Source organism: Micromonospora sp. CNZ299, from assembly GCF_002754415.1.
In genome coordinates, this window is sequence record NZ_PEFG01000001.1 from 5,265,033 (window position 1) to 5,285,718 (window position 20,686).

General features: G+C 71.6%; 20 protein-coding genes. 7 read left to right on the forward strand and 13 right to left on the reverse strand.

The window, feature by feature from the left end; translation table 11 throughout:
• Positions 1–134 precede the first annotated feature (134 nt).
• Positions 135–1,529 carry an FAD-dependent oxidoreductase gene (locus CLT68_RS24075; protein WP_099857563.1) on the forward strand — a complete coding sequence of 465 codons (1,395 nt, stop codon included), beginning with the start codon at positions 135–137 and terminating at the stop codon, positions 1,527–1,529.
• 27 nt (positions 1,530–1,556) lie between these two features.
• On the opposite strand, the gene CLT68_RS24080 is transcribed toward CLT68_RS24075, so the two are convergent.
• Genes CLT68_RS24080 through CLT68_RS24090 form a run of 3 tightly spaced genes read right to left on the reverse strand, consistent with a single transcriptional unit; the run spans position 1,557 to position 4,180 of the window.
• Complete coding sequence (locus CLT68_RS24080; protein ID WP_099854243.1) at positions 1,557–2,324, reverse strand: nucleotidyltransferase; 768 nt, start codon at positions 2,322–2,324, stop codon at positions 1,557–1,559.
• Positions 2,325–2,360: 36 nt separating this feature from the next.
• Positions 2,361–3,701: a hypothetical protein gene (locus CLT68_RS24085; protein ID WP_099854245.1), complete on the reverse strand. Its 1,341-nt coding sequence runs from the start codon at positions 3,699–3,701 to the stop codon at positions 2,361–2,363.
• Positions 3,702–3,706: 5 nt separating this feature from the next.
• Entirely contained in the window at positions 3,707–4,180 is a 474-nt protein-coding gene (locus CLT68_RS24090) for a hypothetical protein (protein ID WP_099854247.1), read from the reverse strand.
• A gap of 120 nt (positions 4,181–4,300) precedes the next feature.
• Between CLT68_RS24090 and CLT68_RS24095 the strand changes: the two genes are divergently transcribed.
• Positions 4,301–5,143: a copper resistance CopC family protein gene (locus CLT68_RS24095; protein ID WP_486482294.1), complete on the forward strand. Its 843-nt coding sequence runs from the start codon at positions 4,301–4,303 to the stop codon at positions 5,141–5,143.
• A gap of 245 nt (positions 5,144–5,388) precedes the next feature.
• Positions 5,389–7,794, forward strand: a complete 2,406-nt coding sequence (locus CLT68_RS24100) for a ricin-type beta-trefoil lectin domain protein (RefSeq protein ID WP_099854251.1) — start codon at positions 5,389–5,391, stop codon at positions 7,792–7,794.
• A gap of 117 nt (positions 7,795–7,911) precedes the next feature.
• Here CLT68_RS24100 and CLT68_RS24105 read toward each other — a convergent pair whose 3' ends face one another.
• A complete protein-coding gene (locus CLT68_RS24105) occupies positions 7,912–8,298 on the reverse strand; it encodes a DUF2267 domain-containing protein (protein WP_099854253.1) in 387 nt (128 codons plus the stop codon).
• A 179-nt stretch (positions 8,299–8,477) separates the two neighbouring features.
• Between CLT68_RS24105 and CLT68_RS24110 the strand changes: the two genes are divergently transcribed.
• The 3 genes from CLT68_RS24110 to CLT68_RS24120 all read left to right on the forward strand — a co-directional run bounded on the left by CLT68_RS24110 (position 8,478) and on the right by CLT68_RS24120 (position 9,968).
• Entirely contained in the window at positions 8,478–8,810 is a 333-nt protein-coding gene (locus CLT68_RS24110; protein ID WP_143743230.1) for a nuclear transport factor 2 family protein, read from the forward strand.
• A gap of 256 nt (positions 8,811–9,066) precedes the next feature.
• Positions 9,067–9,486 carry an ATP-binding protein gene (locus tag CLT68_RS24115; RefSeq protein WP_099854258.1) on the forward strand — a complete coding sequence of 140 codons (420 nt, stop codon included), beginning with the start codon at positions 9,067–9,069 and terminating at the stop codon, positions 9,484–9,486.
• A 104-nt stretch (positions 9,487–9,590) separates the two neighbouring features.
• The gene (locus CLT68_RS24120) at positions 9,591–9,968 is read left to right on the forward strand and encodes a nuclear transport factor 2 family protein (protein WP_099854260.1); all 378 of its coding nucleotides are present in this window, start codon (positions 9,591–9,593) and stop codon (positions 9,966–9,968) included.
• A gap of 1 nt (position 9,969) precedes the next feature.
• Here CLT68_RS24120 and CLT68_RS24125 read toward each other — a convergent pair whose 3' ends face one another.
• The 4 genes from CLT68_RS24125 to CLT68_RS24140 all read right to left on the reverse strand — a co-directional run bounded on the left by CLT68_RS24125 (position 9,970) and on the right by CLT68_RS24140 (position 14,355).
• Positions 9,970–10,497, reverse strand: coding sequence for an SUKH-4 family immunity protein (locus CLT68_RS24125; RefSeq protein ID WP_099854262.1), 528 nt, complete (start codon positions 10,495–10,497; stop codon positions 9,970–9,972).
• Between the two features lie 198 nt (positions 10,498–10,695).
• Positions 10,696–11,166: a molybdenum cofactor biosysynthesis protein gene (locus CLT68_RS24130; RefSeq protein ID WP_099854264.1), complete on the reverse strand. Its 471-nt coding sequence runs from the start codon at positions 11,164–11,166 to the stop codon at positions 10,696–10,698.
• 101 nt (positions 11,167–11,267) lie between these two features.
• A complete protein-coding gene (locus CLT68_RS24135) occupies positions 11,268–13,370 on the reverse strand; it encodes a PQQ-dependent sugar dehydrogenase (protein ID WP_486482295.1) in 2,103 nt (700 codons plus the stop codon).
• A 37-nt stretch (positions 13,371–13,407) separates the two neighbouring features.
• A complete protein-coding gene (locus tag CLT68_RS24140; RefSeq protein WP_199177133.1) occupies positions 13,408–14,355 on the reverse strand; it encodes a LamG-like jellyroll fold domain-containing protein in 948 nt (315 codons plus the stop codon).
• Between the two features lie 109 nt (positions 14,356–14,464).
• Between CLT68_RS24140 and CLT68_RS24145 the strand changes: the two genes are divergently transcribed.
• Entirely contained in the window at positions 14,465–15,523 is a 1,059-nt protein-coding gene (locus tag CLT68_RS24145) for a LacI family DNA-binding transcriptional regulator (protein ID WP_486482296.1), read from the forward strand.
• Positions 15,524–15,563: 40 nt separating this feature from the next.
• Here the strand turns inward: CLT68_RS24145 and urtE are convergent, their stop codons facing one another.
• The 5 genes from urtE to urtA form a co-directional block, all read right to left on the reverse strand.
• The gene (gene urtE / locus CLT68_RS24150) at positions 15,564–16,256 is read right to left on the reverse strand and encodes an urea ABC transporter ATP-binding subunit UrtE (protein ID WP_099857567.1); all 693 of its coding nucleotides are present in this window, start codon (positions 16,254–16,256) and stop codon (positions 15,564–15,566) included.
• Positions 16,256–17,032, reverse strand: coding sequence for an urea ABC transporter ATP-binding protein UrtD (gene urtD / locus CLT68_RS24155; RefSeq protein ID WP_099854270.1), 777 nt, complete (start codon positions 17,030–17,032; stop codon positions 16,256–16,258). The genes urtE and urtD overlap by 1 nt, the downstream gene beginning before the upstream one ends.
• Positions 17,029–18,219, reverse strand: a complete 1,191-nt coding sequence (gene urtC, locus CLT68_RS24160) for an urea ABC transporter permease subunit UrtC (RefSeq protein ID WP_099854272.1) — start codon at positions 18,217–18,219, stop codon at positions 17,029–17,031. The genes urtD and urtC overlap by 4 nt, the downstream gene beginning before the upstream one ends.
• A complete protein-coding gene (gene urtB, locus CLT68_RS24165) occupies positions 18,216–19,103 on the reverse strand; it encodes an urea ABC transporter permease subunit UrtB (protein WP_088948572.1) in 888 nt (295 codons plus the stop codon). The genes urtC and urtB overlap by 4 nt, the downstream gene beginning before the upstream one ends.
• Positions 19,104–19,178: 75 nt before the next feature.
• Complete coding sequence (gene urtA, locus CLT68_RS24170; RefSeq protein WP_088948573.1) at positions 19,179–20,423, reverse strand: urea ABC transporter substrate-binding protein; 1,245 nt, start codon at positions 20,421–20,423, stop codon at positions 19,179–19,181.
• Positions 20,424–20,686 lie beyond the last annotated feature (263 nt).

Consider the following 20,686-nt stretch of genomic DNA (forward strand, 5'->3'; position numbering starts at 1 on the left):
CCTCGACGGCGCTCGACCCCGAGGGGATTCTGGGCCGAACCGGGCCGGCGTCCTCGGCGGAGCTGGCAGGCTGGGCTGGCCGCCGCGCACCAGCGGTGGCCGCCGGCCCGCCCGGCGACCGAGAGGAGCACCCGGTGACCGACCGACCGGAGGAGTTCGACCTGCTCGTCGTGGGCGGCGGCAAGGCCGGGAAGACGTTGAGCATGGACGTCGCCCGATCCGGACAGCGGGTCGCCATGGTCGAACGCGGCATGATCGGCGGCAGCTGCATCAACGTCGCGTGCATCCCGACGAAGGCGCTGGTGACCAGCGCGCGGGCGGCGCGCCTGCTGCGGGACGCGTCCGCGCTCGGCCTGGTGATGGACGGCGGCCGGGTCGACGTGGACCTGTTGCGCGCGCACAAGCAGGACGTCGTCGAGGGGATGGTCGCCGCCAACCGGCAGCAGTTCCTCGACTCCGGTCTGCACCTGGTGATCGGTGAGGCCCGGTTCGTCGGCCCCCGGACCGTACGGGTGTCGCTCGCCGACGGCGGTGAGCGGCTGTTGCGCGGCGACGACGTGGTGATCAACACGGGTACGCGTCCGCATCTGCCCTCGGTGCCCGGGATGGCCGAGGCCGGGGTGCTGACCAGCGACAGCCTGCTGCACCTGGACCGGCTGCCGGACCGGCTGGTGGTGCTCGGCGGCGGCACGGTCGGGGTGGAGTTCGCGCAGATGTTCGCCTCGTTCGGCAGCGCGGTGACGCTGATCGAGGGCGGTCCGCGACTGCTCACCCGCGAGGACCCCGATGTCAGTGACGCGGTGATGCGCGTCTTCGTCGACGACGGCATCGACGTACGGGTGGGCGTCGCGGTCGCCCGGGTCGACCGCGACGTCGACGGCACGGTCCGGGTGACGCTGGACGACGGCAGCCTCGTGACCGGGGACGACGTGCTGGTGGCGGCCGGCCGGGCACCGGTCACCGACGGGCTCGGCCTGGACGCCGCCGGCGTACGCCTCAGCGAACGGGGCTTCGTGGAGGTCGACGAGCACCTGCGCACCAGCGCCGAGCGGACCTGGGCGGCCGGAGACGTCGCCGGCAGCCCGCAGTTCACCCACGTCTCGCTGGACGACTACCGGATCATCCGGGCGAACCTCGCGGGTGGACAGCGCAGCACCGCCGACCGGTTGATCCCGTACACCGTCTTCACCACCCCGGAGCTGGCCCGGGTCGGGCTCACCGAGACCGAGGCGCGCCGCGCCGGGTACGACGTCCAGGTCGCCCACCTGCCGGTCGCCGCCATCCCCCGGGCGCGCACCCTGCGCCAGACCAAGGGCATGTGGAAGGCGGTCATCGACGCCAGCACCGACCGGATCCTCGGCGCGGCGCTGCTCGGCGCCGAAGCCGGTGAGGTGATCACCTCGGTGCAGTTGGCCATGCTCGCCGGGATGCCGTGGACCGCCCTGCGCGACGCGGTCATCACCCACCCGACCATGACCGAGGGTCTCAACCTGCTCTTCGCCTCGTTGCAGCCCAGCCCGGTCCGCTGACCGTCTTCACGTTGGCGGCCGGTCCGGCTACGCGGCGATCTCGTCGCGTACCCGTTGTTGGAAGGCTCGGGCCCGCGCCCCGGTGGGCGGCGGCCCGCCGTGCCGCGCGGCGATCGCCTGGCCGATCACCTCGGCCCGGTCACCGGCGTCGACCAGTCGCTGGCCGGCCGCCACCTTCGCGAGCCAGACGCCGTCGCGGTGTCGCACCAGCGCCCGGCACGCACCGAGCACCGCGTCCTCCGTGCCGGGCGCGGGTTGGTCCCCCGGTGGTGTCGGCAGGGCCAGCCACCAGGACAGCGCCTCGATGAGGAGTCGACGCAGGTCGGCCGGGGTGAGGTCGGCGAAGACCTCTCCCGCTGGCGGCCCGAGCAGCGGCAGCCCGCTCTGGTGCAGGATGCTGCGGTCCAGCCCGTACCAGAAGCGGCCGTCGGCGGCGGGCCGGTCGGCCGGGTCGAGGGTGCACCGGAACGGCATGCCGGCCCCGGTGTTGATCTCGACGTCGAAACCGGGTTCCGGGGTGCCCGAGGCGGCCACTGCCCGGTCGTAGGCGACCAGCTCAAGCCCTCGCGCCGGGCAGGGCAGCGCCTCGTGCCGCAGCCGCGCCACCAGCGCCCGCTTGGCGGTGTCGGTGAGCGGACCGGCGCTGACCAGCGCCACGTCCACGTCGCTGCGGCCGGCCTGGTACGCGCCGAGCCCCACCGAGCCGGCCGCGTACGCGCCGACCAGGTCGGCTCCGAGGACGTCGCGGGCGGCGGCGACCAGGTCATCGAGGTAGCGCTGAAGATCGGAGTCCACGGGCCATCATGACGCACGGGTCGCAACCAGGCGGGGCTACCCCGCGTAGAGCAGCAGCAGACCGGCGACGGTGTACGCGACCATGAGCGCCAGCAGCGGCAGCTGGCCGGCCACCGCCCGGGCCCGGGGGAACAGATACAGGGCGCGGTCGTGGGCGAGCAGCGTGCCGAGCAGGTGCCCGAGGATGATCACGGTGATCTGGAGGGTGGCCACCCCGGACGGCGTGACCAGCCCGGTGCGCGGCTCCCAGCCGGCGGTGCCGAGCCAGTTGGCGCCGGTGCCCCACGGGTCGGAGAGCAGCGCGACGGTGCGCTGGCCTTCCAGGATCAGCAGCGAGTAGTAGTGCGCCACCACGTAGCCCACCGCGATCGGCACGATCGAGTGGGCGATCTCGCCCGGCACGCCCCGGGCGGCGGCCGGGTCGGCGCGGCCGATGCGCGCGGCGGCTCCGGTGGCGGCGAGGTACGCCACCGCCACTGCGGCGACGACCAGGGTCAGCCCGGCGCTGCCGGTGACCGCCGGGTGCAGGCCGTTCTCCTGGCTGAACCGCAGCCAGCCGGGCGCGTTGGAGAGACTGTCGTACATGGTGGAGCCGAGCAGCACGATCACCACGGCGACGAGGCCGGGGCGGGGCCGCAGCCCGGCGATCCCGTCGAGCGGGTTGCGCCACACCAGCACGCCGTCGGCTGCCCGGCCGACCGGGGCGAGCTGACCGATCAGGGCGCTGTACGTCTCGAACGGGTCGGCGTGGTCGAACCAGCCGGCGCCGAACACCGCTGCGCCGGCCAGCATGATCACCGCGTACGCGGCGAGCCAGGCGGTGATGACCGGCAGGGTGGCGCGGTCGGGTGCGACCAGTTCCAGCCAGACGAAGCCGAAAAGGGTCGCGGCGGCCGGCCACCATCCCACGCCGGCCGGCAGCTGACGGAGCCCTCGGCGCGGGTCGCGCCGCACGGCCAGCGCCGCCAGCAGGTGAACGGTGCGCAGCGGGTTGACCGCTCGCCAGACCGGGCCGAGCAGCAGCGACAGCGGCGCCAGCCCGACCCAGAGCAGCACGTAGAGCGCGCCGGCCGTCGGGTTGTCCGCCGTGTCCGGCCCGCCCAGCAGACCCAGGCAGAACCAGGCGGCTGCGAGCAGGCCGAGCACCCGTAGCACCCACCGGAAGGTGGGCGCGTCGACGAGTCGGGCGAGCCATCCCGGCACCGGTCGGCCCCCGGTCGAGTCCCGGTCGAGTCGCGGCTCACGCCAGAGCAGGCCCAGGGCGAGGAACGTGACGACGAGGGTCAGCGCGGCGGCGACGACGAGCTGCGACAACGTGATCGGCAGGTCCTGGCGACCACCGACGCCGTGTGCCAGCAGCGTGGGAGCGGCGGTCATGTCGCTCAGCGGACGACGAGCTGGAACAGCACCAGCTCGGTCTCGTGCGTCTCCACCTCGAACAGCCCGGTCTTGTCGGCCCGGAACTCCACCAACCCGGGGGTGCCGGCCGGCAGTCGAGCGCCCAGGTCGTAGCCGTGCACGTGCAGTTCGTCGGACACGTCGGAGGTGACAGTGATCCGAACCAGCTCGCCCTTACCCACGGTGATCCGTCCGGTGGGCGGATCGACCCGCCGCTTCGCGATCGTCACGGTGATCTGCCGGTCCACGGCCGGGGTGCTGGCGGCGGCGCTCGGGGTGGCGCCGGCCGTCGGGGTCGGCGCGGTGGTGGCGCTCGGCGGCGCGGCGGACGTCGGTGCCGCCGAGGGGGTGGCGACGGAGGGATCGTCGTCCTGGCCGCACCCGACGAGGAGCAGGGCGGTGAGGACGGCGGCGGCAAGGGCGGCGGTAGTGCGGCCGGCGGGGGTACGGACGGACACGGGCGGACTCCGAACGCGAGGGGACGGGTGTCGGGTTGATCGTCGGGGATGAGAACTGTACGTCTTGTTCGGCGGCGGGGATATGACCATGATGAACCAATGCGATCGAGGCTCATCACTATGCGTCACATCCTGAGCCGCACCCTGGCGGCCGTGGCCGCGACGGTGGTGGTGTCGCTGGTGCTGCCGGTCGCACCGGCGTCCGCGCACGGCCAGTTGGCGACCAGCACCCCGCTGACCGGCACCGTCGTGCGCGAGCCGCTGACACAGTTGGGGTTGTACTTCACCGAGAAACCAGCCTCCAACGCCCACTTCACCGTCACCGGGCCGGACGGGTCGCGAGTGGACAATGGTTGGTCGTTCGGCGAGCCGAAGCGCCTGGACAAGCCGGTCCAGGAGTACTTCATGGTCAACGGTGTGTTCGAGCCGCGGCTCTACCACACCGGCTTCCCGGCCATGGTGACCGTCGCCCACTGGCCGGCGAAGGGTCGCTACACCGCCAGCTATCTCTCCGTCGCCTCGGACGGTGAGGCGGTACGGGGCAACGTCACCTTCGACTACCAGGGGCCGAGTACGCCGGCGCCGGCCGGTTGGGTGGTGCCCACGGCGGGGCCGGACGCGACACTGCTCGCCCAGGCCGAGGGCGAGGGGTCGGCGAGCCCGGGGGCGACCGGCGGCCCGGCGGACGCCACCGGCGGCCCGGCGAGAGATCCGGCTGGCGCCACGGAAGAGCGGCGGGACGGCGGGCTCCCGCCCTGGCTGGTCCCGGCACTGATCGTCGTCGTGGTCTCCGCGATCGTGCTGGTGGCGGCCCGCCGTCGACCCACCGCACGGGGAGGCGCCACCGCGACCCGCCGACCGGTTGGCAGGGCGGGCAAGACGGCGAACGCGGGGAAGGCGGCGAACACGCCTCGCAAGCCCGGCAACCGGGCTGGTGGCCGGGTCCGAGGCGGACAGCGATAGGCCGCCAAAACCCGCATACCGGCGCGTACCACCGCGAACTTTCGCACGGACACGAGGAACTTTTGATGTATCGAGGCGAAGCCATGGACACTCCAATCGAAACGCCTTAATGTCTCGATCCATCCACCCGGTGTTTCCGCAATGTCACTCGTCGGCGTCGAGGACGTTACGGACCCGGGCCGACGGCCATCCTCACCGCTGCTCCGCGCCGGCCGTCGGACACTCCACCGCCTCCTGGAGGAACGATGGGCACACGCCTGCTACGCCGACTCCACAAACCCGCACTGGGTGCGCTGGCACTCGTCCTCACCGCCGGCCTCTGGGCCGCTCCGGCCACCGCCGCCCCCGCGCAGGAACCGGGTGTCACGCTGCGCGTCTTCGACGTGCAGGTGCCGCTCTCCACGCTCTGCACACTCAAGCCCGCGCAGACCCCGAACGTGGACAAGCTGATGTCCACCATCAACTGGACCTCGGCGGCCGACTTCGGCTTCGAGGACAACTTCGTCTCGCAGGTGCTCGGCAACATCACCACCACCCAGGCCGGCAGCTACACGTTCCGGCTCAGCAGCGACGACGGGTCCAAGCTGGCGATCGACAACAGCGTGGTGATCGACCACGACGGGTTGCACGGAGCGACCCCACCCAAGGAGGGCACCGTCACCCTCACCGCCGGGCTGCACCCGCTGCGCATCGACCACTTCGAGCGTGGCGGCGGGCAGCAGATCACCCTGGAGTGGAAGACGCCCGGCTCGTCGTCCTTCGTGGTCGTACCGAACTCGGCGCTGAGCACCGACGCCGGCGTCGTCCGGGTGACCGCACCGGGCCGCAAGGAGTGCGAGGGCATCGCCGACACTCCCGGCGACGGCCTGCCGCTGACCGGGGTGCACCCGGGCTACACGCTGACCAACCTGCGGCCCAGCGGCTTCCAGCCGAAGGTCACCGGGATGGACTGGCTGGCCGACGGGCGGCTGGTCGTCTCCACCTGGGGCGGCAGCGACCAGTCCGGCACGTCCCAGGACGGTGAGGTCTGGATCCTCGGCAACACCGGCGGCGCGACCACTCCGGGCGCCGTGACCACCAAGAAGATCGCCGGCGGGCTGAAAGAGCCGATGGGGCTGAAGATCGTCGACGGGGTGGTCTACGTCTCGGAGAAGCAGCGGCTGACCCGGCTGGTCAACACCGGCGGCGACGAGGTGGCCGAGCGCCTGGAGACCGTCGCCACCTGGCCGTACGGGGGCAACTTCCACGAATTCGCGTTCGGCCTGCTCTACCAGGACGGGTTCTTCTACCTGAACCTGTCGGTGTCGATCAACTCCGGCGGCGCCACCACCAACCCGCAGCCCGCAGCCAACCGGGGCAGCACCCTCAGAATCAACAAGGACACCGGCGCGGTCAGCTACGTCGCCGGCGGCCTGCGTACCCCGCACGGCATCGGCTGGGGCCCGGAGGGCGGCATCTTCGTCACCGACAACCAGGGCGGCTGGCTGCCCTCGTCGAAGCTGGTGCACGTCAAGCAGGGCCGGTTCTTCAACCACTACACGAACCCGGCCGGCCCGTTCGACACCAACCCGGTCACCCCGCCGGTGCTCTGGATGCCACAGAACGAGATCGCCAACTCGCCCAGCACTCCGCTGTACCTGACCACCGGCCGCTACGCCGGCCAGTTCGTCATCGGCGACGTGACGTACGGCGGCCTGCAACGGGCGAATGTGGAGAAGGTCAACGGCGAATACCAGGGTGCCCTCTTCCGGCTCACCCAGGGCCTGGAGGCGGGCGTCTCCGAGGTGAACGTCGGCCCGGACGGCGCGATCTACGTCGGCGGGCTCGGCGCGGGCGGCAACTGGGGCCAGACCGGGAAGCTGTCGTACGGCCTGCAGAAGCTCACCCCGAACACCGCCACCACGTTCGAGATGCTCGCCATGCGCGCCACCACGACCGGCTTCGAGGTCGAGTACACCCAGCCCGTGTCGACGGCGACCGCCACCGACCTGGCCGCGCGGTACAAGCTCAAGCAGTGGAGGTACGTGGCGACCTCGAACTACGGCGGTCCGAAGATCGACGAGGAGACGCTGACCGTCACCTCGGCCACCCTCTCGGCGGACGGCAAGAAGGTCAGCCTCACGGTGCCCGGACGCAAGGCCGGCAGGGTGGTGCACCTGCGGTCACCGCGCCCGTTCACCTCCACCAGCGGGCAGTCACTGTGGAGCACCGAGGCGTGGTACACGCTCAACTCGATCCCCGGCAGTCCCCCGCCGCCGACCGGTGGGACCATCACCGGCGTCGGTGGCAAGTGCCTGGACGTCGACAACGCGGGCACCGCCGACGGCACGAAGATCCAGCTCTGGACCTGCAACGGCACCAGCGCGCAGTCGTGGACGAAGGTCGGCGACACGTACCGGGTGCTGGGCAAGTGCCTGGACGTGGACAACGGCGGCACCGCCAACGGCACGAAGGTGCAGCTCTGGACCTGCAACGGCACCGCCGCGCAGGTCTGGCAGCCGCAGTCCGACGGGTCGATCCGCAACCCGCAGTCCGGCAAGGTCCTGGAGGCCGCCGGCGGTAGCAGCGCCGACCGCACCCAGATCCAGCTCGGCACGTACGCGGGCGGCGCCCACCAGAAGTGGGTGGTCAGTGCCGGGGTAACCGGCTGACGTCGGGCGAGGGGCGTGGTCCGACCTCCCGGTCGGGCCGCGCCCCGAGCCGTGTGGCGCAGGGTCACCGGCGCGCCGGCCGTACGGCGCCAGCGTGTCGGTGAGGCCTGCCGTCGGTCAGGGACCGTGCGGCAGCGGCTGCGCGAGCGCGCGGAGATCCGAGGGGAGTTGGGCCAGGGCGTCCTCGAACTCCCGGTGCCCGACCACCCGGTGCATCGTCTGGAGAACCGCCCGAGTGCCCCGCTCTGCGGCTGGACGGTCGATTCCGGCGCGGTCGGCGACCCGGCGGAGGAACTCGTCGTAGCCGAACGCCTCCGGCGGCTCGGCGGCCTTGACCAGCAACGGGCTCAACTCGGCGGCCAGGTGGGGGGCCAACGCGCCCGCCTCACCGCCGCTGAGCCGCTCGGTGAGGGTCCGCAGAACGGCCTCGGTCAGTGGGCGCGCCTGCTCCGGCGGGACGCCCGCCCGTGCCGCGACCTTGTCGACGAACCCCAGCTCGGCCATTCCCCCGCCCTTCGTTTCGGAGATGCGTGGCTACCCGGGCCCGTCGACGGCAAACCCGGCGGACGGAGCCGGACGGGTCTGATGGTTGCTCCGCGCGGCGCCGTCGGAGTCTCGTACGGTGAGGTCGGACCGGGAACCCGACGGCTGCCCGACGGCGGCCCGTGCCGCAGGAGGAGCAGATGGCCGTCGACCTACCCGACGTGATCGACCGGTACTTCCGGGCCGTCAACGACCGGGACCTGGACGCCTTCGTCGCCTGCTTCGCGGACACCGCGAGCGTCGCCGACGAGGACCGGCTGTACGACGGACGGGCCTCCATTCGGGCGTGGCGGCAGAAGACAATGGATGCCTACTCCTACACGGCCGAGCCGGTACGTGTCACATCCCAGGCCGGCGACTCGTACCTGGCTCTCACCCGGGTCTCCGGCGACTTCCCCGGCAGCCCGGTCGAGCTGCGGTACCGGTTCACGCTGCGCGACGGGCTCATCGGCGCCCTGGACATCCGCCCGTAGCAGCGGTCGCTGCTCGGCGCCGACGCGGCCCCCCGACCGCCCGGCGCCGGATGCCTGGCCGGTCCGGCGCGCGACGTGATCAACCGCCGAACGGACGAGACGGCCCAGGGGTCGGCGGATGACATGATGTGGCGACAACGGCTGCGGCTACGGAAAAGGGTTGCTGGTGTCCGATGGCGCACGTCGAGGCGAACACGTCCACGGCACCCGGGCGGATCGTGGTGACGCTGACCGGCGACCCGCGGCCGGAGGGCTGATGCCGGCCGAGCGGCGCGACACCGCGGTCGAGCAGACCGTCCCCGCCAATGTCACGGACACCATGGCGTACCAGGTGGCAACCGACGTGCGAGCGCTGCGCGCCTTCGTCAGCGCCGGGGCGCTGGCCCGGGGCCTGCCGCCGCATCGGGTGGAGCTGCTGACACTGGCGGTCAGCGAGCTGGCCACCAACACCCTGCAGCACACCACCGGCGGCGGCCGGGTCCTGCTCTGGGCCGAGTCCGGCCAGCTGTTCTGCGACGTCGTCGACCGGGGGCCGGCGCGGGAGTTCGGCCGGGGAATGCCGTCCGCCGACTCGATCCGCGGCCGGGGGCTGGCGATCGTGGAGCAGGTCTGCGACGAGGTCGCCGTGCTCACCAGACCCGGCGAGACCGTCGTACGGATTCGCCTGAGCCTGTGAGCCGGGCGCCGATCCACGCCCGCTCGGGTCGCGTTGCCTGCCACAATGCGGACAGCCCGGGCCGACGGTGACCCCGGGTCGGACCCGACCGGGAGGACGGCACGATGCCGGACAGCGCACGCGAGGCAGAGCTGCTCGATGCCGAGCGCACCCTGCAGGCCGCCCAGAGGGCCGGCGACGTCGATGCTCTCGATCAGCTGCTGGTCGACCAGCTGATCGCCATCGGCCCGGACGGCCGTCCGCACACCAAGCAGGACGACCTGGCCGCGCACCGGGACCGCCGTTCGGTGGTGCGGGAGCTGGTCGAGGAGGAACTGGACCTGCTCGTCGTGGGGAAGACCGGGGTGACGTTCTTCCTGGGCCGGGTGTCCGGTGTGTTCGAGGGGGCACCGTTCGCCGCTCGCCTGCGTTACACCCGGACCTGGGTCCACGACGACCCGCACGGCTGGCGGGTCCTCGCCGCGCACATCAGCCCGGTCTGACTCAGCTCAGGTCCTCGTCTTCGTCGTCGAGCAGGCCCTGCTCGTCGAGGAACGCGAACCACCTGTCGTCCGCCGGGGTCAGGTCGGCGTAGCCCGGGCCGAGCAGGTAGTAGTCCACGAAGGATCCGAGGTCGGGGGCCAGCTCCTCGAACGCGTCGGACATGAACCACTCGGTGCCGTTGGGCGGGAAGTACCAGATCGCTCCCGTGCCACGGTCCATGAAGATCGGCTCGTCGCTGCGGGTGCCCACCACCAGCCAGCCCGCCCGGTCCTCGGGGATGGTGGAGAAGTCCGGCACGTAGTCGAGGTGGTACTGGATTCCGGCGAGGGTCGACGTGGACGCCAGCTCAAGCCGACCCGCCCGCAGGCCGTCGGCCACCAGCAGGAGATCGCGCAGGTCGGCCGGGAGGCTCGCCGGCACGACGTCGATGGCGGCGCCCTCGCCGAACTCGGCGTACGCCAGGCTCGCCGGCTGGTCGGCCAGATCGGCTCGCAGCTCCTCGATGAGCTGCCGCAGCTCGGGGTTCACTGCACCACCTCTGTTCGGATGAGGTCCTGTCCGGCAAAGCTCCGGCAGCCCGGAGACCTGCGAGCCGATGTGCGGATTGGTTCTACCACGCGGCAGCTCGCCGGGGCGTCACCTCGCCGAATCCGTCAACCTGGCCGACACCACCTGTCCAAGATCTGGTGGTGAGGGCGTCCGGGCCGCTGGCGTCGAGCCCTTTCCTCAGCTCACGACGGCGTCGATCGTGCCGACGCGCAGGGTGCCGTCGTTGAGGGGCGTGCAGCGGATGCCGCCGGTGGTGCGCAGCGCCTTCCACGTCCCAGGGCCGACGGTGACGTCCATCCAGGCGCACGGTCGGGCCGCCCGGTTGACCCGCAGGCTGACCGGGCCGTCGCCTGAATCCAGCACCAGCACTCTGCCGATCAGCTCGTCCACGGCGATCCCGGTGGTGAGGATGTTGCGCCGCACCTCGGCCAGGCCGATGCCGACCGGCAGCGACTCCTGGGCGATGACGGTGACGCTGGCGTCGCGGTGTGCCTGCTGGCCGAAGTACCGGTCGCCGACGATGCCGAGGCCGGCCCGGATCCGGACCACGTCGACCAGCTCACCGGGCGGAGCCGGGGCCGGGCCGTCGGCGGGCCGGCCCAGGAAGCGGTGCACGGGCGAGGCCAGCAACTCGACGATCTCCGGCATGGCTGAAAGTCTACGAAGCGGACCGGGTCGTCCGGGGCAGGTCGACGGAGGACCTGGTGGGGACGGCGGCACGTTCGCCGCCGTCCCCACCGCGACACGGCTCAGGCCGGTGTGCCGGTGACGGTCAGGTTCCGTACCCGGCCGACGTTGTCGAACGAGCCGAAGCCCACCCGCCCCGAGCCGAACGTGGTGTCCTTCGCGGTCATCAGCGGGTCCCGGTTTCCGTCGACGTAGACGGCGATCTCACCCGTGGACGGCAGGTGCACCACCCGGACGCGGTGCCAGTCGGCATCGGTGATCGCCGGGTTGGCGCCCCGGGAGCGGCCGTTCCACTGGTGGTCGATGCGCTCCCGGTCGGCGTTGTCGACCTTGAAGATGCCGTTGTGCGGGTAGATGGTGTTGTCGGTGGAGAGGTGGGCGTAGTAGAACTCGGTGTCCGAGCGCCAGCCGAAGACGATGATCACGTCGCGGTTGCTGACGTCCACCGGCGTGTCGAGGCGTACCCGGGCGTCGACCTGCGCCGACGACCACGCCGGGCCGGCGGTCAGCACGGCGTACTCGAAGGGCCGGCGCGGGCCCGGCCGGCTCTCCCCGGCCTCCGCGAGGATGACCTGGTCGCGGGTGAACTGCCACTTCGCCGGGGTCACCGGTGCCCAGTTCGACGCCCCGGCGGTGCGGCGCACTGTGGTGTCGCCGACGTCGCCGCTGGCGAACTCCCTCGTGCCGGTCACCTTCCAGATCTTCCCGTTGGCCTTCGCGACGAGGTAGAGCTCACCGACGGCGTCGGTGCCGAAGCGCAGGTCCACCCGGTTGGGGTCGCCGGGCGCTCCGGGTCCGGAGAGGCCCCGCATCCGGACCGGACCGCCCGCCGCGTCGAAGAGCGCGAGTTGGTGGATCGGGGCCAGGCCGTGGCCGCGGCGCATCTCGTTCGCCTCGGTGTAGAGCACCCGGCCGTCGACCAGGTCACCGAAGACGTACTTGCCGCGCAGCGCGGGCAGCGTGCGCCCCCGGTAGACGAACCCGCCGGCCACCGCGACACCGACGTCGTCGGTGCAGTTCCAGCCCGGTGCGGGGTCATGGTCGTACGCGGCGACGGGGTACGTGTAGCCGTACCGGTCGTCGTCGGCGGGCAGTGGGAGCAGCCGATCGCAAGGGCTGGTGGCGGCCTTGTCGAAGACGAAGGAGCCCTCGCGCTCACTCCAGCCGAAGTTGTCGCCGGCGCGGACCTCGTAGATCGCCTCGACGGCGTGCTCACCGATGTGTCCGAGGTACATCCGGCCGGTCGCCCGGTCCCAGCTGAACCGGTGCGGGTCACGGAAACCCACGGCGTAGATCTCGCCGAGCGCGCCGGGCCGGCCGACGAACGGGTTCCCCTGTGGGATGCCGTAGCGCCCGTTGGCGGAGTTGGTGCCCCGGGGGTCGATCCGCAACAGCTTGCCGTGCGGCAGCGCCAGGTTCTGCGGGTCGGTGTTGCGGGCGCCTTGGCCGCCGTCGCCGACGGCGAGGTACAGCAGGCCGTAGTCGCGGTCGTGGCGCTTGGCCGTAGGGTTGAAGTTGATCTCCTGGATGCCGTGTACCTGGCCGCCGAAGCCGATGCGCAGCACCTCGCGGTGCGTACCAGCGAAGGTGGCGGCGGCCGGATCGGTCGCCGTCCACTCGGTGATGACACCGTGGAAGAGCGTGTTGGGCTGGGCGTAGTCCGGGACGGCGGTCGTCGTCGACGCCAACTCGGTGTGAATGGTGTAGAACCGGCCGTTCACCCCGAACTCCGGGTGGAACGCGACGTAGCCGAAGCCCTGGCCCAGCCCACGACCGGAGAAGAACTGCGGCGCGAACGTCGCCGCCACGTCCAGGTAGACGTGCGGCACGCCGCCCTCGACCAGGTAGAGGTTGCCGTTGAGGTCGGGCACCGCCCGCCGGCCGGAGCCGTCGGGCAACTCCATCACCGTGTTGATCCGCGCGGTCCGCATGAGCCGCGCGTCGGTCGGCGCCGGCGTGGGGTACGACTGCGGGAAGCTGGCGTACTCGCCGAGGACCAGCCCGATCCGGGACTGGACCGGCATCTCGGGGATCGGGTCGTCGACGGCGTCGGCGGCCCGGGCGGGCGACGCGAGCAGTGTGGACAAGACCAGCACGAGGGCGGTGAGGCCGGCCGTCAGCGCGGGTCGGCGGGCACCTCGGGCGCGGCGGTGGAGGACGAGCACGCGTGTCTCCTTCTCGGTGGGACGGTGCCGAGGGTGGTCAGCGGGCCAGGTGGTGGTACTGCCTCCGCACATCGCTCGCGGAGACCACGCTGTCGAGGAACATCAGGCCGTCCATGCGGCAGTCGCACGGGTTGCGCTCCAGGGTGTCCTGGGGGAAGCTCCCGCCGATCTTGATGCCGCGCGGGTCGGAGGCGGTGGTCAGGTGTGGGCCCGGCCCGGACACCAGCCACGGGTCGTCGGTGCGGGTGTAGAAGCCGTCCACCGGCTCGCCGTTGCGGTAGAGGGCGAGGGCGCCGGTGTCGAAGTCGAAGGTGGCGGCGAGGTGCACCCACTCCCCCACGGGCAACAGCTCGCGCCAGTCCTGGTTGGCGGCGAAGGTCTGCGAGTTGCCGCCGTCGAGTCGCCGCCCGAGCGCGACCAGGCGCAGCTCCCCGTCGACGTCGATCAGCTCCAGCAGGGCCCGCACGCCGTGGCCGTCGGAGTCGCCGGTCAGCACCCCGGCCAGCCCGATCGCGTTGTAGCGGTCGGCGGGGTCGGCGGTGGTGGAGTTGGGCAGCGGGCTGTCCATGTTGAGCTTGAACCAGCCCATCACGGTGGTGCCCGCGGTGGCGCTGAAGGCGCGCAACGTCCGCACCCCGCTGGCCGACCAGGTGCCGGCCTTCCAGTCGTCGTTGCCGGCGACCGCCGGATCGACCTGCCGGGTCTGCACCGCGTTGCGGCTGCCCCGGTAGGCGCGGTCCGGCACCCGCATGGCGGCACCGCCGTTGATCAGCTCGATCTCGGTGCCGGAGCGGCCCTGGTCGCGTTCCAGCGCCGGATCGCCGGGCACCGGGTGGTCGAAGTCGTACGCGGCGACCAGGTGTGCGCGCAGGGCCGGGTGGACGTCGTGCGAGATGCTCCGATCCGCCTGCGCGGGCGGTGCGGCGGCGCCGGTCAGTGCGCCGATCGCCAGGAGGGAAACGGCTGCTTGGCGGGCCCTGGACATGGCTGTCACCTCGTTTCGCGGCATGACTGATGCCGGTCACGTAAGCGCTTACGTAAGCGCTTACGTACCCTAGGCTCCGATGAATGGCGCTCGCAATAGATCGGGTGACATGGATGTTTCCGGAGGGTTGCGGATGCCCAGGGCCAACCAGCGGCCGCGCCTCGTGGACGTCGCCGAACACGCCGCCGTCTCGCTGGCGACCGCCTCCCGCGCCCTCGCCGGCCGTGAGGGGGTCAGCGCCGAGGTGGCCGACCGGATCCGGCAGATTGCCCGTGAGCTGGGCTACGTCGCCAACCCGTACGCCCGCACCCTCGCCGGCGGGGCCAGCTCAACCGTGGGGCTGATCGTCCACCAGGTCGACGACCCGTACTTCGCCGAGATCGCCGCCGGCGTCATCCAGCTCGCCGCCGAGCAGGGGCTGCTGGTGCAGATCTGCCAGTCCGGCCGCGACCCCGGCTACGAGCTGCAGCAGCTGCGGCACCTGATCGCCCAGCGGGTCGGCATCGTCCTGATCAGCGGTTCCGGCTACGACGACCCCCGCATGGAGGCCGCCGCCCGCGCCGAGCTGGCCGCCTTCCAGGACCACGGCGGACGGGCCGCCGCCATCGGACGGCACGCGCTCGGCATCGACGCCGTCCTGCCGGACAACGAGGCCGGCGGTCACGCGCTCGCCCAACACCTGATGGACCTCGGCCATCAACGGATCGCGGTCGCCGCGGGCAGCGCCGGGCTCACCACTGTCGCGGACCGGCTGGCCGGCGTGTCGTCGGCCCTGCGGCAGCGCGGGCGGTCCCCGGCCGACCTCGTCGTCGTGCACAGCGACTTCACCCGCGGTGGCGGGCGGGCCGCCGCCGAGCAGATCCTCAACGAGCACCCGGCAACGACGGCGATCATCGCGCTCAACGACGCGATGGCCATGGGTGTGCTGTCGACGTTGCGCTCCCGCCGGGTGCCGGTGCCCGCGCGGATGTCCGTCGTCGGCTTCGACGACGTCTCGGTGGCGGCCGACCTCGCGCCCAGCCTCACCACCATCCGCCTGCCGATGACCGAGATGGGCCGCACGGCGCTCACCCTCGCCCTCAAGCCCCGCTCGACCCGCCCCCGCCGCCGTCCCACCGGGCACCTGCTGGTCGTCCGCGACTCGACCGGGCCCTCGCCGACGACCTGACCGGCGACCACGCTGCCCGAGGGTCAGACGGCTCGGCGGGTCAGACGGCAAGGGCCGCCCGGACGTCCCGTTCCGCAGTGACACCACCGTCCCCCTGCGAGGTGACCCGGCCGGATTCCAGCACCTGGTAACGGCTCGCCACCCGCAGCGCGAAGCCCAGATGCTGCTCCACCAGCAGCACGCAGAACCCAGACTGCCGGGTCAGCTCGACGATCCGTTCCTGGATCTCCGCGACCACCGACGGCTGGATGCCTTCGGTCGGCTCGTCGAGCATCAGCAACCTCGGCCGGGTGATCAGCGCACGGGCGATGGCCAGTTGCTGGCGCTGACCGCCGGAGAGCAGCCCGGCCCGGCGTCGCAGCAGCGGGCGCAGCGCCGGAAAGAGGTCCAGCACCTCAGCGGTGGCCACCGCGCCGTCGCGCCGACCGTCGGCGACCAGCCGCAGGTTCTCCGCGGCGGTCAGGTGCGGGAAGCACTGTTGACCCTGCGGGACGTACGCCATCCCCCGCGCCACCCGCTCGTGCGGCCCGAGGCGGGTGATGTTCTCGCCGTCCAGCTCGACGGTGCCGGCGCTCGGGCGCAGCAGACCGGCCGCGACCCGCAGCACTGTGCTCTTGCCAGCGCCGTTGTGCCCGAGGACCGCGGCGACCCCGTCGGGCGGGACCGTGAGGTCGACCCCGTGCAGCACGCGGCTGCGCCCGTACCCGGCGTGCACCCCGCGCAGCGTCAGCATCATGCCTCCAGACCGGTGCGGGCCGACCCGGCTTCGACCGGGTGGCCAAGGTAGACCTCCTGCACGCGCGGGTCCGCCTGGACCTGCGCCACGGTGCCCTCGCTGAGCACCCGGCCGGCGTGCAGCACTGTGACGCTGCGCGCGAACCGGCGCAGGAAGTCCATGTCGTGCTCGATCACGACGACTGTGCGGTCCCGGCTCACCGTCTCCAGCAGGACCCCGGTGGCGTCGCGTTCCTCGTGGCTCATGCCGGCGACCGGCTCGTCGAGCAGCAGCAGCCGCGCGTCCTGCACCAGCAGCATCCCGATCTCCAGCCACTGCTTCTGCCCGTGCGCGAGCGTCCCGGCGAGGTGCTCGGCCCGTTCGGCCAGACCGATGGTCTCCAGCGCCGCGGCCACCTCGTCGGGGACGCCGCGACGGCGGCGGGCCAGGGTCGCCCAGCCACGCCGGGCGCCGGCCGCGATGTCGAGGTTCTGCAGCACCGACAGCTCCTCGAAGACCGAGGACGTCTGGAACGTACGCCCGACGCCCAGCCGGCTGATCCGGTGCACCGGGCGGCCCAGCAGCTCGTCGGCGCCGAAGCGGACCGAGCCGGTGGCCCGGACCAGGCCGGTGATCGCGTCGACCAGGGTGGTCTTGCCGGCGCCGTTCGGCCCGATCAGGAACCGGATGTCGCCGGCGGGTACCTCCAGCGAGACGCCGTCGACGGCGGTGAAACCGTCGAAGCTGACCCGCACGTCACGGACGGACAATCCGTCCAGTCGGTCGCCGCTCATGCCGCAGGCACCTCCGTCCCCCGCGTGGCGCGTCGTCGGGCCAGTGGCAACCACCCGCGCCGGGCCGGTGCCGTGCTGCCGTCGCGACGGCGGGCCAGCGCCCACAGCGACGCCAGGCCGCCGGGAAGGAACGCCACCACGACCACGAAGAGCAACCCCTGGAGGTACGTCCAGGTGCCCGGGAACCGTTCCGAGAGGGCGGTACGCGCCCAGGCCACCGCCACCGCGCCGAGCACCGGCCCGAGCACTGTGGCCCGACCACCCACCGCGACGCCGATGACGAACTCGATCGACGGGACGATGCCGATCAGCGCGGGCGAGATGATGCCCACCGCGGGCACGAACAGCGCCCCGGCCAGGCCGGCCATCCCGGCCGCGACCACGTACGCGACCAGCTTGACCGAGGCCGGATCGTAGCCGAGGAACCGGACCCGTTCCTCGCCGTCGCGGACCGCCACCAGCAGCTCGCCGTAGCGGCTGTGGATGAGTTGACGGGTCAGCGCGAGCAACGCCAACAGCGTGCCGGCGATGATGAAGTAGACCATCCGCTGGTTGACCGGGTCGTCCAGGTCGTAGCCGAAGAAGCCCTTGATGTCGGTGAGCCCGTTGGTGCCACCCGTGGTGCCCTGCTGGCCGATCAGCAGGATCACCATCGCGGCGGCGAGGGCCTGGCTGAGGATGGCGAAGTACGCGCCGCGCACACGGCGGCGGAACACCAGCGAGCCGAGCCCGAAGGCGACCGCCATCGGCAGCAGGACCGTCGCGGGCAGCGCGAACCACGGGCTGGCGAAGGGCCTCCACCACAGCGGCAGTTCGTCGAGCTGCCCATACAGCTGCATGAAGTCCGGCATCCCGGCCGGGCCCGCGTCGGCGAGCTTGAGGTGCATGGCCATCGCGTAGCCGCCGAGTCCGAAGAAGACGCCCTGGCCGAGGGTGAGCATGCCGCCCCGGCCCCAGGCGATCCCGATGCCGACCGCAACCATGGCGACGCAGAGGTACTTGGCGAGCAGGGACAGCCGGAAGTCCGACAAGACCAGCGGCGCGACGGCGAACAGCAGCGCCGCGCCGAGTGCGAAGCCGGCTGCCGTCCGCAGTCGCGAGCGGCCCGCGGGCCGGCTCGGCGGTACGGCGCTGACGGGTGCCGGGTCGAGGGCGGTGTCGGGCGGCGCGGGGGTGACGGCTGTCATGCGAGGCTCCTGGTCCGCAGCGTGAACAGACCCTGTGGCCGCCACTGGAGGAACGCGACGATCGCCACGAACACGATCACCTTGGCGACGCTGAGGGTGGTGAGGTATTCCCCGGTGGCCTGGAGCACGCCGAGGGCGAAGGCGACGATCACGCTGCCCTTGAGCTGGCCGATCCCGCCGACCACGACGACCAGGAAGGCGTCGATGATCAGGTTGGTGCCCATGGTCGGGCCGATCGGGCCGAGCAGGGTGAGCGCCACCCCGGCGAGCCCGGCCAGACCGGAGCCGACGAAGAAGGTGGTCCGGTCGACCCGGGAGGTGGCGATGCCGGACACCGCCGCGAGGTCGCGGTTCTGCACGACCGCGCGGATGCGACGCCCGAGTGGGGTGAGGCGCAGCGCCAGGGTGAGCGCCGCGACGGCGGCCAGCGCCAGGGCCAGGATGAACAGCCGGTTGTTGGCGATGGTCAACCCGCCGGGGAGCGCCACGTTGCCGGTCAGCAGCTCCGGGGCGCGGGTCTGCACGTTCGGGCTACCGAAGACGTCGCGGGCCAGTTGTTGCAGCATCAGCGACACACCCCAGGTGACCAGCAGGGTGTCCAGTGGTCGGGCGTACAGCCGGCGGATGAGCAGCATCTCCAGCAGCGCGCCCATCGTGCCGGCGACCACGAACGCCACCGGTAGCGCGACGACCAGCGACCAGCCGGCCCCGGTGATGCTCTGCTGCAGGACGTAGGTGGTGTACGCCCCGGCCATGATGAACTCACCGTGCGCCATGTTGATCACGTTCATCTGGCCGAAGGTCAGCGCCAGCCCGAGCGCGATGAGCAGCAGCACCGCGCCGATGCTGATGCCGGTGAAGAGTTGACCGAAGAGGACTGTCACGGTGGGTACTCCGAACTGCTGGTCGGGTGGCCCGGGCGGGGCGCGTCGTCGCGCAGCCCGCCCGGGCCGGCGTCGTCAGCTCAGGCCGCTCGCCCACGGATAGGTCTTGAGGTACGGGTCAGGCTGCACCGGCTTGCCGGAGTTCCACACCTCGGTGATCAGACCGTCCGCGCCGATCTTGCCGATCCGGGCGGTCTTGGCGATGTGCTGGGTCTTCCCGTCCACCGTGACCAGGCCCTCCGGCGCGTCGAAGGTGATCCCGTCCGAGGCGGCGCGGACCTTCTCCACGTCGAAGGCGCCGGCCTTCTCGACCATGGCCTTCCAGAGGTACACGCCGACGTACGCGGCCTCCATCGGGTCGCTGGTGGGCTTGTCCGCGCCGAACTTCGCCTTGTACGCGGCCACGAACTTCGAGTTCGCCGCCCCAGGGGTGGTCTGGTAGTAGTTCCAGGCGGTCAGCTGACCCTCCAGGTACTGAGTGCCGATGCCCTTGACCTCCTCCTCGGCGATCGAGACGGACACCACCGGCATCGCCGCAGCGGTCAGACCGGCCGACTTGTATTCCTTGAAGAAGGCCACGTTGCTGTCGCCGTTGAGTGTGTTGAAGACGGCATCGGCGCCGGACGACTTGACCTTGTTGACGATGGTGCCGAACTCGGTGGATCCGAGTGGGGCGTAATCCTCACCGAGCACGGTCATCCCGTTCGCGGTCGCGTACGCCTTGATGATTTTGTTGGCCGTGCGGGGAAAGACGTAGTCGCTGCCGACCAGATAGACCGACTTCGCCCCCTGCGCCTTGAGGTAGTCGAGCCCGGGAACGATCTGCTGGTTGGTGGTCGCACCCGTGTAGAAGATGTAGGGCGACTGTTCGAGGCCTTCGTACTGCACCGGGTAGAACAGCAACGCCTTGTTCTTCTCGAACACCGGCTTGACCGCTTTGCGACTGGCCGACGTCCAGCAGCCGAAGACGGCGGCGACCCGGTCCTCGGAGATAAGCTTCTCGGCCTTCTCCGCGAAGGTCGGCCAGTCCGAGGCGCCGTCCTCGCCGACTGGCTGGATCTTCTTACCGAGGACGCCACCGGCCGCGTTGATCTCCTCGACGGCGAGCATGATGGAGTCGCGGACGGTGACCTCGCTGATCGCCATGGTGCCGGAGAGCGAGTTGAGCAGCCCCACCTTGACGGTGTCGCCGGAGATGTCGGCGGTGACGCCTGTCGCGCCACCCTCGTCGGTGGTCTTGCTGCCGCACGCGGTCATCGCGGCCGCGGCGACCAGGGTCATGGCGCCCGCCAGGATGCGGCGGCCCCGGAATAGTGACATCTACTCTCCCTGCGGTGCACTCAAGTGGCGAAAGGACGGTCGGTGCGGTCCGGTGGAGCTGACGTGGGCGATGCCGAGGTCGACGGGTGGACGCCGCTTCGGGCACCGGTTCGGATATGGGCACCGAAAGCGTCGACCGACATGATTGCGCTCATGTTTCCCGGCCCTTAATTGGCTGTTTCCGCGCTGTCGATCCGGCGCGCACGAAAAAACGGCCGGCACCGTTGGGGAGGAAACGGTGCCGGCCGTTCGGAAAGACGCAG